We start from the raw sequence: 15,759 nt of genomic DNA, 5'->3' as shown, positions 1-15,759 counted from the left end.
CCAGAGAGGGGGCGATGCCCCCTCTTCTCTTTTGCGTGTTCTCTTTTGCGTACTGCACGTCACGCCGTCAGGCGGTTCGCCATTTGCGGGTCAGCGGTTTTTCCAGTTCAACGATCAGGAACATCGCGAAGCCGATGATGAAGGTGATCACCCAGTAGCGGAACGGCAGCCCGGTGGTACCGAACAGCATCTGCATAAACGGCGCATAGATAATCAGCAGCTGCAGCACCAGCAGCACGCCGCTGACAATCCAGATCCCTTTGTTAGCCAGCAGACTTTTCGTCAACGAGAAACCATCCGACACGCGGCAGTTCAGCATATAGAACCATTGGGCGGTGACCAGGGTCTGCAACAGCACGGTACGGATAAACTCCGGCGAATAGCCGCGCGGCTGCAGCCAGGCTTCGAGAATAAATGCGCTGACCGCAATCATCGACCCCACAAACGCCACGCGCCAGATGGCAAAGCCGTCCATGACGTGAATTTTCGGATCACGCGGCGGCCGCCGCATAATATTTTTCTCACCGGCTTCAAACGCCAGACCAAACGACAGCGTGGCGGAAGTGGCCATGTTCATCCACAGGATCAGCACCGGCGTCAGCGGCAGTACGTTGCCCGCCAGCAGCGCGATCACGATCAGTAACCCCTGCGCAAGGTTGGTCGGCATGACGAAGAGAATGGTTTTCTTCAGGTTGTCATACACCCGACGCCCCTCGCGGACCGCGCTGGCGATGGTGGCGAAGTTATCATCGGTCAGCACCATATCGGCGGCTTCCTTGGTCACCTCGGTCCCCTTGATCCCCATCGCCACGCCGACGTCAGCCTGCTTCAGCGCCGGAGCATCGTTCACCCCGTCGCCGGTCATCCCGACAATCTCTTTCTTGCTCTGCAGGGCCTGCACCAGGCGGAACTTATCTTCCGGGCTGGTTCGGGCAAAGATATCATACTGCTGCGCGGCCACGCTCAGCTGCGCGTCGTCCATCACCTCCAGTTCGCGCCCGGTAATGGCATTCCCCGCATTGCCAATCCCCAGCATCTTGCCGATACTCATCGCCGTTTGCGGGTGGTCGCCGGTGATCATCTTCACGCGGATCCCGGCCTGCAGGCAGTCGGCAATCGCCGTGATGGCCTCCGGACGCGGCGGATCCATCATCCCGGCAACCCCTAACAAAATCACCCCCTGCTGCAGATCCTGATGGGTTAGTTCCGTCTGGCCTGCGGAAGCCGGCTTCCAGGCCGCGGCCACCATCCGTAGCCCTTCCCGGGCGTACTCTTCAATTTTGCCTTCCCAGTACGGTAGATCCAGCGGCTGCAATCCGCTGTCGCTCTGTTGATATTGACACAAGCGGAACAGGACATCCGGCGCGCCAGTGACCAGCACCACCTCCTCTTCACCCAGCCGGTAGAGGGTCGACATGTATTTATATTGCGAATCAAAAGGAATTTTACTGCGCAGCTCGCTGGTCAGCGGCGGCAGAGTAACCTTCGCCGCCAGTACCTTCAGCGCCCCCTCGGTCGGGCCACCGGTGATTTTCCACAACCCGCTCTCATCTTTAATAAGCTGACTGTCGTTACACAGATCGATGGTACGCAGATAGCGTTCGAACAGCGTGCCAGGCGCGACCGCGACCGGCGTCGGGTCATCAATGGCGTGGATCTTACCGACCGGCTCATAGCTATCCCCTTCCACCCGATAGACGCTGTCCGCGGTGATCACCGCCTTCACCGTCATTTCGTTCATGGTGAGGGTCCCGGTTTTATCCGAACAGATAACCGTCATCGCGCCGAGGGTTTCCACCGTCGGCAGCTTGCGGATAATCGCTTTCTGGCGCGCCATCGCCTGCACACCGAGCGACAGAATAATCGAGATAATCGCCGGCAAGCCTTCCGGGACTGACGCCACCGCGAGGCTAATCAGCGACAGCATCAGTTCGGAGACCGGCATATCGCGGAACAGCAGGCTAAAGACGAACAGCGCCGCCATCATCACCAGAATGAGGATAAAGATGGCTTTGCCCAGCTTGTCCATTTGCACCAGCAGCGGCGTACGGTGTTTTTCAATGCCCGCCATCATCTGGTTGATGTGACCCAGCTCGGTATCGCCGCCGGTCGCCACCACGATCCCTTTGCCCGCCCCTGAGCTGACGGTGGTACCGGAAAACAACAGGTTGCTGCGATCGCCGAGCGGTAAATCGCCGCTCAGCGGCTCGGTGGTTTTTTCCACCACCGTTGACTCCCCGGTGAGGATGGCCTCTTCCACCCGCAGGTTGTGCGCCTCAATCACCCGTAAATCAGCGGGGATACGGTCGCCGGCGCGGATCACCACGATATCGCCGGGTACCAGCGAGGTGGTGGGGATGGTTTCATGGTTACCCTGGCGGATCACTACCGCTTCGCTGGACAGCATATTGCGGATACTCTGCAGCGATTTCTCCGCATTACTTTCCTGGATGAAGCCAATCAGCGCATTGACGACCGCCACCGCGAGGATCACCGCCATGTCGATCCAATGGCCCATCACCGCCTTCAGCAGCGCCGCCGCCAGCAGCACATAGATCAGTACATCGTTAAAATGCACGATAAAACGCAGCCAGGCTGGCTTACCCGGCTTCTGCGGCAGAGCGTTTTCGCCATACTGCTGCAGGCGTGTGGTCGCTTCTGTCCCGCTAATGCCCTCCGGCGTACTTTGCACGCTGGCGAGCGTCTCCTCGACGGAACGCTGATAGAAGGGCGCCCCCGGTTTATCTGTATTCATACTCTCTCCCTCGATTTCTGAAGCGGAAGTCAGGACGACATCCCGCCGTCATCAGCGCACAACGAAAACCGGTACATGGGCGTAGCGCACGATGTTTGCCGCTTCAGAGCCCAGAAGATGGGTCTGGATCCCCGGATTGCGCGAACCGACAATCACCACGTCCGCTTTCAGCTCATCGGCCAGGTCAATCACTTGATCGCGAATATTGCCACTGCGCACATAAAGATGGCTGGTCTCTTCCGCCAGAGAATTTTTCTTTACCAGATCGCTGAGTTTTTCCTTAGCGGTAGAAATCAAATGCTCTTCCATCTTTCGCGCATCAGAGATAAATCCACGCGTTAATACCGGTGAAAATGCCGGAATAACATGCACAAGATGAATTTGCCCGGCAGAGTGCTGGGCGAGGAATTTCGCATGAGAGAGGGCTTTGTCGGCCAGGCCTGCATCAAACACGTCAACGGGAACAACGATATTTTTATACATGAGATAATCCTTTTATTACCAATACAATGCGTAGTGATGAATAGCCCCATACTTGGGGAGGAAGCAAATCTCAACAACAGAAGCGGCAAGCGGAATCGATGTTATTAAACGTAGCACAGGAAAATTAACATTAGAAAATGAGCCATTAATAGACTGAAAAATATTATAAAAGCCCGCGAAAGCCCGCAGATCTCCTGCCCTTAACCCCTTGACGCCAACAGCGACGCGGTATTCTCTTTTTTAACACTTCATGTTTTCTCCGACTATGCTGATTACAAGCAGGAGTGCCGCACCGAATGTCCGACGGTCACACATTGTGCCGGGCGAAATGACATTCGCGGTTCGGGTGGGAGTTAAGGGAGAAAATCATGTTTGGTTATAGCCTGTTACGTCTGGGATTTTTTGTCGCGCTGGCCATTGTCGCCTGTACACTGGTAGGACTATTCACCTATCTGGTTGTCGCCGCCCTCGCAGAATAAGCGTGCGCCGCGTAATAAAAACGTAAAATAAACCATGAGTCTGAGGGGAATACTGTGAACCGTTATTTTTCTCTCATCCCGGTTGTTATTTTATTAACAACTGCTTGCGATCAGAAAGCGCCGTCCGTCGAGGCAGCCCCCCGGATGGTCAAGGTGGCGCAAGTCACCGCCGTGGGTAATACCCAACAGCGGACATTTCCAGCCCGCATCGAGTCTGGCGACTCCACCGAGCTGTCGTTTAAACGGGGTGGTCAGGTGGAGTCACTGGATATTCGCCAGGGTGCAACCCTAACTCAGGGACAAACGCTGGCGCGTCTGAATGCCCGCGAAGCCCAGCAGCGGGTCAATGAGCGACAAACGGCGGCGACCCTCGCCCAGCGTCAGTTTGATCGTTTCCAGACCCTGGCAGGACGTCAGGCGATTTCCCAGGCGGAGATGGACGTGCAGCGCGCCAATCGCGATGCCGCCAACGCGGCCTTGAAAATTGCCCGTGAAGAGCTGGCGCAAATGAGTCTCACCGCCCCCTTCGGCGGGATTGCCGCCGGCGTGCATATCCGTAATCATCAGGTGGTCGCCGCTGGCCAGCCGGTGATTACCCTGACGCGTACCGACCTGCTCGATGTAGTCTTCAGCATTCCGGAAAATCTGTTCACCTCGCTCGATATCCGCAATACCGCCTACCGCCCCGTCGTCAGGATCAATACTCTGCCGGGCCGCGAGTTTACCGCGGAATACAAAGAGCATACCGGCAGCAGCGACAACAGCACCCTCACCTGGCAGATCATTTTAACCATGCCGCGACCAGATGATTTTCCCACCGTCGGCGGGGTTAGCGGCACCGTGACGGTCAATCTCGGCAATTTGCCGGCCAGCGCCGGACGGGAAACCCTCGTAGTGCCCGTGGAAGCAGTGTTTAACCCCGATAACCGACCGAAGAATGAACCGGTCGTCTGGGTGGTAAAAGGCGAAAACGCCCATCTGTATCTTGAGGAGCGCAGAGTCACGGTCGGGGAAGTGACCTCGCAGGGAGTGATGATCACCGAAGGGCTCCGTGCGGGCGAACAGGTGGTTGCAGCGGGGGTAAGCGAACTCCACGACCGGCAGCCGGTGCGGATCTGGACGCGTGAACGAGGATTATAAATGGACATTTCCCGTCAGTTTATTAACAACCCGACCCGCGTCTGGTTAGCCATTTTGCTGTTGGGGGTGGGTGGCCTGTTCGCCCTGCTCAATATTGGCCGCCTGGAAGATCCCGCCTTCACCATCAAAACGGCGGTGATCGTCACCCACTACCCTGGCGCGTCCGCTCAGCAGGTGGAGGAGGAGGTGACCCTGCCGCTGGAAAACGCGATTCAGCAGCTTCCCTCGCTGGATAACGTCAGCTCCATCTCCTCGAATGGCTTATCGCAAATTACAGTGAATATTGCTTCGCAGTACCATTCCAGCGAACTGCCGCAAATCTGGGATGAGCTGCGTCGCCGCGTCGGTGACGCCAGCCGGCTTTTTCCCCCGGGGGTAGTCCCCTCCTTCGTCAATGATGACTTTGGCGATGTGTTTGGCTTTTTCTTCGCCATTTCGGGCGACAGTTTTACCAATCCTGAGCTGGTGCGCTATGCCGAGCAGTTGCGCCGTGAGCTGGTGCTGGTGCCGGGCGTCGGCAAAGTCGCCATTGGCGGCGCGATTCCACAGCAGATCAATGTTGATATCTCGCTGGCGAAAATGGCGGCGCGCGGTATTACGCTTAACCAGCTTGCCGCTATCCTGACCCGGCTCAACGTGGTATCCAGCGCCGGGGAGATCCGCGCCGGCAGCGAATCGCTCCGCCTTCACCCCACCGGGGAGTTTCAGAATATCGATGAACTGGGGGATCTTCTGGTCAGCCCTCATGGCGCCAGCGCCACCACCCGACTACGGGATATTGCCACGTTGTCGCGCGGGCTGACCGACTCTCCCTCCAGTATCTATCATGCCAACGGCCGCCAGGCGGTGACCATGGGGGTCTCCTTTATCCCTGGCGTTAACGTCATTGACGTGGGGCATGCCCTCGAAGCCCGACTTCAGCAGATGGCCGCCGATAAACCGGCGGGTATCGACATCGCCATTTTTTACGATCAGGCGGCAGAGGTCGCCCACTCGGTCAATGGCTTTATTACCAACTTCCTGATGGCCCTGGCGATCGTCGTCGGCGTGCTGCTGGTGTTCAAGGGGGTGCGCAGCGGGATCATTATTGCTTTGTCGCTGGCGCTCAACGTCCTCGGCACTCTGCTTATCATGTATATCTGGGGGATCGAGTTACAACGGATCTCGCTCGGGGCGCTGATCATCGCCCTGAGTATGCTGGTGGACAATGCCATTGTCATTGTCGAAGGGGTGCTGATCGCCCGCCAGCAAGGCTCTCCGCTGCTGGGCGCAATTAACTATGTGATCCGCCGCTCCGCCCTGCCGCTGCTCGGCGCCACCGTTATTGCCATCCTCGCCTTCGCGCCAATTGGCCTCTCACAAGACTCCACCGGGGAGTATTGCAAATCCCTGTTCCAGGTGCTGCTGATCTCCCTGATGCTCAGCTGGTTTTCCGCCCTGACCATCACGCCGGTACTCATCAAGTGGTGGTTGTTTAAAAACGCCCCGTCGGCCGAGGCGCCGAAGGAAAAAGCCGATCCCTACCGCGGCCGCTTCTATCGTGGCTATCAGCAGACGCTGCGAATACTGCTGCAGCAAAAGACCCTGACGCTGGTGCTGATGGGCGCGCTGTTAGCCGGGGCGATCTGGGGCTTCACCTTCGTCCGGCAGAATTTCTTTCCGTCATCGAATACGCCCATTTTCTTTGTCGACCTGTGGTTGCCCTACGGTACCGATATTAACGCCACCGAGCAGATGACCCGCGATATTGAGCGGTCGATCGCCAGCCAGCCGGGGGTGGCTACCACCGTCTCCACCATTGGCCAGGGCAGTATGCGATTTATTCTCACCTACAGCGGGCAGCGCCAGTACAGCAACTACGCGCAGATTATGGTGCGGATGGACGACCAGCGCAGTATCGCCCCCGTCACCCGCCACGTCGAGGCCTGGATTGCCAGAAACTACCCGCAGGTGAACGCCAGCACCAAACGCATTATGTTCGGCCCGTCCGGCGATAGCGCGATTGAAGTGCGCATTAAGGGCCCTGATCCGGATACTCTGCGCGCGCTGGCCAGTCAGGTGGGCGACATTCTCGCCGCGGATCCGGCGACCGACAGCGTACGTAACGACTGGCAGAACCGCAGCAAGGTGATCCGCCCGCAATACTCTCTGGCGTTGGGACGTGAGCTGGGGGTGGATAAACAGGATATTGATAGCGCGCTGGAGATGAATTTCTCCGGCAGTCGCGCCGGGTTATATCGCGAGGGCGCCGACCTGCTGCCGGTTATCGTCCGTCCGCCGGAAGCGGAGCGACAGGATGCCAATCACCTGAATAACGTGCTGGTCTGGAGCCAGAGCCGGCAGCAGTATATTCCGTTGAGTAACGTCATCCATGGCTTCTCGCTGGAGTGGGAAGATCCATTGATTCTCCGTCGCGATCGCACCCGCGTGCTTACCGTTCAGACCGACCCCAGCCCGCAAAGCGGCCAAACGTCGGGCGATATCCTTGCCAGAGTGAAACCGCGCATTGACGCGCTGACGCTGCCGCATGGCTACCGCATCGAATGGGGCGGCGATGCGGAAAACTCCAGTGAAGCGCAGCAAGGGCTGTTCACGACCCTACCGCTTGGCTATCTGGTGATGTTTATCATTACGGTGCTGATGTTCAGTTCGCTGAAAAACGCTGTTGCCATCTGGCTGACCGTCCCGCTGGCGCTGATCGGCGTCACGCCCGGTTTTTTGCTGACCGGCATCCCTTTCGGCTTTATGGCCTTAATCGGCCTGCTTAGCCTCAGCGGTATGCTGATCCGCAACGGCATTGTGCTGGTGGAAGAGATAGAGCAACAAAAACAGGAGAAAGATCAAAGACAAGCAATCATTGATGCGGCAACCTCTCGTCTGCGGCCGATCCTGCTGACCGCCTTTACTACTGTGCTTGGCCTTGCCCCGCTGCTGCGCGATGTCTTTTTCCAGAGTATGGCGGTGGTGATCATGTTCGGCCTCGCCTTTGCCACCGTACTGACGCTACTGGTTCTGCCGGTAATTTACGCTTGCTTCCACCATAAGGATATGACGCCTCAACGATGAACAGTACCGGTCTCAGCATTATCAAGACATTAGGCTGTATGACAGCGGTGACCTTTTTCACTATCTATAACACCTGGGATCACTATGATTATGACTATCACTGGATCCTCGGGCTGCTGACCTTTATCTCGACCATCGCGACGCCGTTGTTTTTTGTGGTGGCTGGTTATCTTGATGCACAGACGCGTCACGATGCCAACTGGCAAATCGGCAAAATTAAAAGCGTGGTCATCGTCTTTCTGTTCTGGGTAACGGTCTATTATGTCTGGGAGCCTTATCAGCGCGGCTACCTGATCCAGCCCTGGTTTATTTTCGCCCTGATCGTGATCTATACCTTCCATCCCTTTATCGCCTGGCTCAGCCAGCGGCGGGGCCTGTTTTTCACCGTGGTTCTGACGCTGCTGTGCTGCGCTTATGGTTACGACCTGCTCTCGGTGCTCTACCCGGACAAACATCTCTTCAGCCTGCCGCCGCAGTATCGTCTGTGGACATGGCTACTTTTTTATTTAACCGGGCAGTTGTTTAACGATCCGCGAGTCACGGAGTGGATACGCGACCCGCGGGTGATTAAAGCCTCCATTATCGCCCTGCCCTTTGTCTATTTATTTACCTGGTTTTATGAACGCCATTTTTTCTTCGCGCTGTTTAAAGCCGATCGCAATGCGTTCATTCTGACGGGATCGCAAATTTATATTCTGATCGTCCTGCTGGTGATCGCCGCTAACGCCGTGCAGTTTAAAAAGAACCGCGAACTGAAGGAGGCGGTGCTGGCGACGGTTAGCAAAGCGATGACCGGGGTCTATATTCTGCACTACTCCGTTTTCCACCTGCTGGTGATGCTGATCCCTATTCACTCGTTAGCCACCAAGCTGGGCGTGATTGCGCTAACGTTTATCCTGTCGGTGCTCATTTCTCTCGCTGTGCTCTCCAGCACGCTGCTCAAGAAGGTGATAACCCTGTGACAAACGACGCGGCAACTTAGCGGAAACTCCACTGGATGCTAATCACAAACACGCTGGGAATAATGATGCCGCTCTCAAGGGCGAAATAGTCGGTAAAGTTGTACTGAATGGCATGGTAGATATAGGGGGAAAAGCCGATCCCGGTGGCGTCCTTAAAATCTTTGTAGGAGCCATGATCGCCGCAATGCTCAAAGGCGTCGAAGAAGAATTCGCCGGTGTAGCCGTAGACCCCTTTAAAGGTCCATCCACTGCCGTTGTGGTACCAGTCTCTTCTCACCCCCAGCGCCAGGCAACGATCGTCGAAACTATTGTTCATCGTGCCAATCAGCAGACTATATTTCGAATCTTCCGAGAATTTCCGCTCTACCGAGAAAAAGTGGTTTTCAAAATTCTCAGTATATTGTCCGTGGTTATTGGTCAGATGGTAAACATAGGAACCAGTATTTACCGAATAGAGATTAATTTCTTTCGCCTGCGCGAAAGCGGCTAACCCGGCCAGGAGCATCACGCTTTTACCACGCATCATCCCTCCTCAGTCCTCTATGCCTGTCCATGAACAGAATGCTTTTGTCGTATTTACCGGTCGTTATGCTGCTGCGACACCCGACAGGAAAATGGGGGAAGATAACCGTGCCGAAATGAATATGGAGTTCCAGAAAAGCGTAGCACACGCCTAATCCGCCAACAAACCGACCATGGCGATAGCGGAGTGGTTGATATTTCTCTCTTTACTATATTGTGCAAAAAACAGACAAAACCTCACCTGTTTTCCGCTATGCTCAGGGTCCGACGCGGAAGTTAGCCACCTGTCGACGACAGAGTTGCTGTGTACCCCTTCCTGCGTCGGCGCTCTTTCTGCTCAAGTGACGTAAACCGACAGAGCCCGTATTCCGATCGTGTCTGTGTCATTATCCCCTGTCTGATTGCCCTGTATCCGCATCCTGCACAGAACCGCTTTTTTGTACAAGTCAATAAAATTAAAAATACCTTTAAAATCAACAAATAAAATTAAAACGAAAAAATAAACCGTCTCGCTGTACATATCGTTATGAAAAAAGTTGTACATCCTGAGATCACCGACTATAGTTTTTGAGTGTTAACTGCTTGTTGCGCAACAAAGCGGGAACGCTAAACGGTTGCGTGGCGAGTCTGGCGGTGGTTCCTGGTTTTGCATTTCCTGTTAGTGACTTTTCGCGTACCACCGGTACGCTGCGACTTTTATGGTCAGTTTGCTTTATACGTGGGAGAGTTCGAGCTATGCATATTAAAAATACCATTCCAGCAGAGTTTGTCTTCAATTCAGCCCTGATGAAAGATATTGAAAACACGCTCATCAAGCAGCACAGCACGATCAATAATGAGCGGATGATTACGGAAATCCAGCACCGCCTGCAAACGGAAAGTAATGAAATACTTTCCGACCTCTATCTGCAGGCGCTGGATATGCTGTACAGCAAAAAACATCATCATTGAGTAATCCCACCGCGCCGACAGCAGGGACAGCCCTGCTGTGCCGGCACGCCTGGGTTTTCATCTGCTAACTGGGGCTCAAAAAATGTCACACCATAATACTTGCTATCGTTCTGAGCATTACGATCTGTGGTTTGATAATCGTTTTCTTCTCTACGGGATGTCGCTGATCCTGAATACCTTGCCGGCATCTTATTTTCGTAAAAAACATGTTTTTTTTACCAGCGACAATTATTTCGCGGTGCTTGAGCATAACTATAATCGGCGGGATACGTTATTTATTCTGTTAACTGAGGGAAACGATCTTAATTTTCTCAGTGAACTGCCTATGTTGCGCTTACCGGCAAATTCGACGCCGGAAGAATTAAAAATCTTCCTGCATCAGCCCACCCGCTATTACAAAACGCACCCGGCGCCGGGCGCCTCGGTGCAGTTTACCGAACGGGAAAAGAAAGTTATTCAGCTTATCAGCAATGGCGAAGCGGTTGCCAGCATTGGTCGTTCGCTAAATCTGCACATCAAAACCATTTATCAGATCCGGCTGAATCTGATTAAAAAGCTCGGCTGTAGCGGTAGGACCGATTTTTTTAATATCAGTCGTAGTGAAACCTTTAAATCCTGGAGTCAGATTCACCTGTAGTCAGGTGCAATAGCCCCGGCCTGTCCCCCAGACGGGGCTATTGCGTACCGTGAAAATGAATGCTGAAGCCCTGCTCCTGCCAGTGGCTGAGCAGTTCCTCCTGCAGTGGCGTGGCGGCGCGTCCGGTCCAGACAAAGATATGCTGCCCGGGGAAGAGCTCGGGCCGCGGCGACTCCAGCGGTTCAGCGAGAACGTTGACATGCCAACCGCGCTGCGAAAGACGCCATGCCTCCAGCCACAGACGCGTCCGGTCTTCATTGCTCCAGCCCACCAGCAGTGTCTCTTTACCATTTTTTTTACGCGCTTCGGCGAGAAACAGCGCCACGCAGTCAATGAGCAAGCCATCCAGCAGGCTGCTAATCACCAACGAGGTATTCTGATCGAGCTTGAGACGCTGTCGTACCGGCACTAACAGGCTATCGATGAGGGTATCAACGGGGTGTTGATGGCTCAGCGCCATTAATTTGGCGCGGATTCTGGCGGGCTGCATATAACGCAGAATGGACATCATCTCTTCCTGAAGATGCGCGGATTCGTCGCGCGCCGCCGGCAGATTATCCTCCAGCAGCGCTTTGACTTTCCCTACGGATACACCGCGCTCTATCCAGCGCTTGATCTCTTCTATGCGCAGGATATCTTCTTCATCAAACTGTCGATGCCCGCCTTCGCTGCGCTGCGGTTTCAGTAGACCGTAACGCCGCTGCCAGGCGCGCAATGTAACCGGATTGATTCCGCAACGTTCGGCGACTTCACCGATACTGTAAAACGCCATAGCAGCCTCACATCAACCTGATACTTTTTACCTAAACTAACGAATTCAGGCATCCTGTACAACTCTATTTTCTTGTACAGATAAAGATATCAGGTTGTGGCTCACAGCGCGCGGGGAAAAAGATGAAAAAATAGTAAGCTGATTTCGCGGTGGATCATTTCTTCTCCGGCCAGGCAACGGCGGGCAGGCCCCCCAGGCGGGCACCCGCGAATAAATTGCCCTGAAACTGCGAAATCCCGGCTGATTCAAGCCACATCCACTCTTCAGCACGCTCAACGCCGACGGCTGAGACCGCAATCTCCAGAGAAGTACAGCATTTGATAATCGCCTGTACAATCGACTGGCGCGGCCCGTCCTGGTGGATATTGCGGATCAGCTCATGGTCGATTTTAATTCTGTCGGGTTGGTATTGCGCCAGCAGCGACAGCCCGGCAAACCCGGCGCCGAAGTGATCGATGGCAAGATTAATCCCCGCGCCCTTCAGTTTGCGCACCGCATCGGTAAAATCGGCCATCCGCGAAATCACTTCCCGCTCAGTGAACTCGACAATAATCTGCTCCGGGATCAGGTCATTGCGACTAATTTCGTCGAGCAGGAAAGCCACCGCATTCGGCGCTTTGACCAGCGTCATCGGCAGCAAATTAATGCTTAACGCCTTATTACGTAAACCTAATTTACCCGCCAGAGACAGCGCGACGCGCTTACTGTGCAGGTCGGCGAGATAAATATCATCCCCTGCCAGCCCGGCAAAATAGGCGCCAGGAGACTGGCCGTCCGGTGTACGCAGCAGCGCTTCCCACGAGATAATTTCGCAGGCGAAAGGATCGACGATCGGCTGAAAGGCAAAAGACCAGCTTTCCGTATTATCGATAATGGGGGTGTCCGGATAAAAAGTGTCCTTATCGGGAATAAAAACCCAACTGTCCGCCGAAGGGATCTCAAAATAGTTCGCTTTTTCCGTGGATTCGACAAAAGTACGGAAAAATTGCAGCGCCCGGTCGTCATAGGTGAGCTGATATTTTGTCGTGCCCCGGTCCATCACTGTCTGTAGTACTTCCTCACGATCATGTTCCCGTAAATCAAACAGTTCCATACCGACCTTACCAAATCGACGGGACGGTGCATAATCGCAAAACAACTCCACCAGATTATAATGACGAGGATCGAGGACAATTGTTTGATAAATATCCCTTACCTTTTCTTCCGGTCCTTCAATAAGTTGAAAAAAATGCGTCCCGTTAAACAGTAATATACCGGTGACATCCGCCTGCCCATTTCTCTCGTTTGCCCTGGCAACCATGGCCTCGATCGATTTGAATGAGACATTGTCGCAAATATGGCTGCGATAAATGATGGTGGTAAGCATAGTGATTCCAGATGGGAGGGATAAGCATTCACAGTAGCAGTTATCAGGCTAATCGTCTTGCAAAACTACGTTTTATCTTAACAAAAAAGATACACTAAAAATCCACTCTTTGTGCAAGGTTTTTCTTTTTTTCTTTTCTTGTACAACATGCAACGCTACCCCCTACCTTTACAAGCCAGGATCTCCGCAAACAAAAACAAATATTACATTAAAAATCATCATGATATAAACGATCGCTGCAATATTACGCAACTTTCTATGTACAACTTATTAATTATTGTATAAGTTTATTTGCAGTTAACAGATGAATGAAATGAAAGGAGCACATATGCAGCAGAATGGTTACATTCCAGATACAGCGAACGCAATTGCCCAGTATTTCAACAAAGCATCGTTACCTTCCCAGCAGGAAACGCTGGGTCAGATCGTGATGGATATTCTCAACGAAGGGCGCCATCTCAACCGCAAGGCCCTGTGCACCAAACTGTTGAGCCGCCTTGACAGCGCCCGTGCGCCTGAGGAAGAGAGCCACTATCAAACCTTAATTGGTTTGTTGTTTGCCGGTCAGGAATAACGTCATCGATCGTCGCCTGTTGCAACCGCAGTAGCAGATGAGGGGCGATCGCTTCCATAAACCTGCTGCTGACCTGAATGCCCGTTACCAGATTCAGGAAGAGTGTGGCATGCAGAGAGACGGTTATGAATAGCAGTGATACTGAGGAAATAACCGATGAGATCATCGGCGAGGCGGTGCTCGCGCTTCTGAAAACGAATCGCCCGATTACCACCCCGACCCTGCTGGTTCGGCTTCGGTTGATGCAGGCCACAGAGTCAGATCGCCAGCGAAGGAAAATCATCGCTGCCGTTATTGAAGAAATTTGCGCGAAGCTCGCCCTCCAGCGGAAGCACGCGCCTTTGCAGGTTAAGAAAATCAATGGCCGTTGGGAAAGCAGAGGAACGCTGGCGCAGAGCAGCATGGCGCCGGAAGCTAAAAAAATCCACTGATTGTCCCAACCATGGTGAATAAAACAGAGTGAGAATGTGATGAGACAGACTATGCATCAGCAACCCGATATTTACGCAGGACTGCAGGACACCGCGCTCTCAGATTATTTCCGTACCGCCGGTGATAAACTGGTTGATGAGTCCGCCGTGATGTCGCTCGCCATCAACAGTATTCTTCAGTCCGAGGGGCACCTGAACAATAAGGCCATTATATTATGGCTGATTCAGGCGCTGGAAAGCACCGATGATGTGGTGACCGCCGACGTGATCCGTAAAACGCTGGAGATTGTCGTCGGCTACACCATGGACGATATCTAAAGCCGTCACGCTTCAGGCCCGCCAGGGCAACAGCTTCTCTACAGAGCCTGTCCGCTCTGATCAAAAAAACCTCGCTGACGCGAGGTTTTTCTTTTACCGCCTGACCCTTCAGTGGGCGTTGACCACCACCCACATCGGCCCCTGCCCAACCGCATAGCGGCCTTTCTCATGCAGCAGCCCCTGCTCACCCTCAATTTCATACACTGCGATATGGTGCGATTTCTGCCCTGCGGCAATCAGATACTTACCGCTGTGATCGAGGTTAAAGCCGCGTGGCTGAGTTTCCGTCGGCTGATAGCCTTCCACTGCCAGCACGCTGCCATCTTCCGAGACGCTGAACACCGTAATGATGCTGGCGGTACGATCGCAGGCGTACAGATGACGACCGTCAGGGGTGATGTGAATATCCGCCGCCCAGCGCACGCCGGTGAAATCCTGCGGCATCATATCCAGGGTTTGTACACATTCGATGTTGCCATTCGGGTCTTTCAGCTCCCAGACGTCAACGGAGCTGTTGAGTTCATTGACGCAATAACCATACTGCTGGTTCGGATGGAACACCATGTGGCGCGGACCGGCGCCCTCGACGGTGGTCACTTCCGCCGGTTCCTGAGCGGAGAGGAAACCATCCTCGCTAAGGGTAAACAGGCAGATGCGATCCTGCTTCAGCGCCGGCACCCACAGGGTGCGGTTGTCCGGGGAGATATTGGCCGAGTGACACCCTTCCAGGCCTTCCACCACGGTGACGGTTTCGCCCGGCAGGCCGTCCTGCAGCGGCGTCACGCTGACGCAACCCTGATTGTAGGAGGCGCTGAAGACAAAGCGGCCATGATGATCGGTAGAAATGTGGGTCGGGCTGCCCGGCAGCGCCGCTTCCCCCGCAAAGGTCAACGCTCCGTTATCCGGCGTGATGCGATACGCTAACACGCGAAACTCCGGACGAACGCCAACGTACAGATACTCCTTATTGGGACTGACCACCATCGGCTGTACCTGCCCCGGGGCATCAACCACCTGCACCAGCGTCAGTTTGCCGTCCGCTTCAAGACTCCAGACGTGGATTTGTTGGCTTTCCGGGCTGGCGGTATAAACGGTTTGTTTCATGACTACTCCTTCCCTCACTGCACGTGGAATTTTCATTTTCAGGATAACAGCACCCTGAAAATTATAAGACATCCGCCCATGATACTCGCAAAGTCCGCTGAATTTCCGACGGACGGCGGCACAAAGGGCATACAGGCATTCACGGCAGATGTGGAAAAATTGGTCCTGACGCCACGGCGGTGTACCATCATGGCCAGGT

Annotated in this window: 14 protein-coding genes; 8 read left to right on the top strand and 6 right to left on the bottom strand. The window is 54.2% G+C overall.

Features of this window, described 5'->3' with window-relative positions; translation table 11 throughout:
• Positions 1 to 67: 67 nt before the first annotated feature.
• A complete protein-coding gene (locus A1WC_RS18115; protein ID WP_016160519.1) occupies positions 68 to 2,755 on the bottom strand; it encodes a cation-transporting P-type ATPase in 2,688 nt (895 codons plus the stop codon).
• Positions 2,756 to 2,806: 51 nt separating this feature from the next.
• Positions 2,807 to 3,238 carry a universal stress protein gene (locus A1WC_RS18120; RefSeq protein ID WP_008805723.1) on the bottom strand — a complete coding sequence of 144 codons (432 nt, stop codon included), beginning with the start codon at positions 3,236 to 3,238 and terminating at the stop codon, positions 2,807 to 2,809.
• Positions 3,239 to 3,771: 533 nt separating this feature from the next.
• Here A1WC_RS18120 and A1WC_RS18125 point away from each other — a divergent pair.
• From A1WC_RS18125 to A1WC_RS18135, 3 genes are read left to right on the top strand one after another with little or no spacing between them, the layout of a single operon-like run.
• Complete coding sequence (locus A1WC_RS18125; protein WP_012542406.1) at positions 3,772 to 4,857, top strand: efflux RND transporter periplasmic adaptor subunit; 1,086 nt, start codon at positions 3,772 to 3,774, stop codon at positions 4,855 to 4,857.
• Positions 4,858 to 7,923, top strand: coding sequence for an efflux RND transporter permease subunit (locus tag A1WC_RS18130; RefSeq protein WP_016160518.1), 3,066 nt, complete (start codon positions 4,858 to 4,860; stop codon positions 7,921 to 7,923).
• 38 nt (positions 7,924 to 7,961) lie between these two features.
• The gene (locus tag A1WC_RS18135) at positions 7,962 to 8,885 is read left to right on the top strand and encodes an acyltransferase (protein ID WP_162493330.1); all 924 of its coding nucleotides are present in this window, start codon (positions 7,962 to 7,964) and stop codon (positions 8,883 to 8,885) included.
• 16 nt (positions 8,886 to 8,901) lie between these two features.
• Here the strand turns inward: A1WC_RS18135 and A1WC_RS18140 are convergent, their stop codons facing one another.
• Positions 8,902 to 9,408, bottom strand: a complete 507-nt coding sequence (locus A1WC_RS18140; protein ID WP_012542408.1) for a hypothetical protein — start codon at positions 9,406 to 9,408, stop codon at positions 8,902 to 8,904.
• 734 nt (positions 9,409 to 10,142) lie between these two features.
• On the opposite strand from A1WC_RS18140, the gene A1WC_RS18145 reads away from it, so the two are divergent.
• Entirely contained in the window at positions 10,143 to 10,358 is a 216-nt protein-coding gene (locus tag A1WC_RS18145; RefSeq protein WP_016160517.1) for a biofilm development regulator YmgB/AriR family protein, read from the top strand.
• Between the two features lie 82 nt (positions 10,359 to 10,440).
• Positions 10,441 to 10,995 carry a helix-turn-helix transcriptional regulator gene (locus A1WC_RS18150; protein WP_008805716.1) on the top strand — a complete coding sequence of 185 codons (555 nt, stop codon included), beginning with the start codon at positions 10,441 to 10,443 and terminating at the stop codon, positions 10,993 to 10,995.
• A gap of 37 nt (positions 10,996 to 11,032) precedes the next feature.
• Here A1WC_RS18150 and A1WC_RS18155 read toward each other — a convergent pair whose 3' ends face one another.
• Both A1WC_RS18155 and A1WC_RS18160 read right to left on the bottom strand, forming a co-directional pair.
• On the bottom strand, positions 11,033 to 11,767 hold the full coding sequence (locus A1WC_RS18155; RefSeq protein WP_008805715.1) for a MerR family transcriptional regulator: 735 nt from the start codon (positions 11,765 to 11,767) through the stop codon (positions 11,033 to 11,035).
• A gap of 154 nt (positions 11,768 to 11,921) precedes the next feature.
• Positions 11,922 to 13,133 carry a diguanylate phosphodiesterase gene (locus A1WC_RS18160; protein WP_012542412.1) on the bottom strand — a complete coding sequence of 404 codons (1,212 nt, stop codon included), beginning with the start codon at positions 13,131 to 13,133 and terminating at the stop codon, positions 11,922 to 11,924.
• 328 nt (positions 13,134 to 13,461) lie between these two features.
• Here A1WC_RS18160 and ycgZ point away from each other — a divergent pair, with 328 nt between their 5' ends.
• From ycgZ to A1WC_RS18175, 3 genes are all read left to right on the top strand, one after another.
• The gene (gene ycgZ / locus A1WC_RS18165; protein ID WP_012542413.1) at positions 13,462 to 13,707 is read left to right on the top strand and encodes a regulatory protein YcgZ; all 246 of its coding nucleotides are present in this window, start codon (positions 13,462 to 13,464) and stop codon (positions 13,705 to 13,707) included.
• 125 nt (positions 13,708 to 13,832) lie between these two features.
• Positions 13,833 to 14,138: a hypothetical protein gene (locus tag A1WC_RS18170; RefSeq protein WP_008805712.1), complete on the top strand. Its 306-nt coding sequence runs from the start codon at positions 13,833 to 13,835 to the stop codon at positions 14,136 to 14,138.
• A gap of 51 nt (positions 14,139 to 14,189) precedes the next feature.
• Complete coding sequence (locus A1WC_RS18175; RefSeq protein ID WP_012542414.1) at positions 14,190 to 14,456, top strand: biofilm development regulator YmgB/AriR family protein; 267 nt, start codon at positions 14,190 to 14,192, stop codon at positions 14,454 to 14,456.
• Positions 14,457 to 14,564: 108 nt separating this feature from the next.
• Here the strand turns inward: A1WC_RS18175 and pgl are convergent, their stop codons facing one another.
• Positions 14,565 to 15,560: a 6-phosphogluconolactonase gene (pgl, locus tag A1WC_RS18180; protein WP_016160516.1), complete on the bottom strand. Its 996-nt coding sequence runs from the start codon at positions 15,558 to 15,560 to the stop codon at positions 14,565 to 14,567.
• Positions 15,561 to 15,759: the final 199 nt, after the last annotated feature.

Source organism: Klebsiella sp. KTE92, from assembly GCF_000398905.1.
GTDB lineage: Bacteria > Pseudomonadota > Gammaproteobacteria > Enterobacterales > Enterobacteriaceae > Klebsiella > Klebsiella variicola.
Note: the sequence above shows the minus strand (reverse complement) of the source record. Positions and strands in the feature narration are given on the sequence as shown.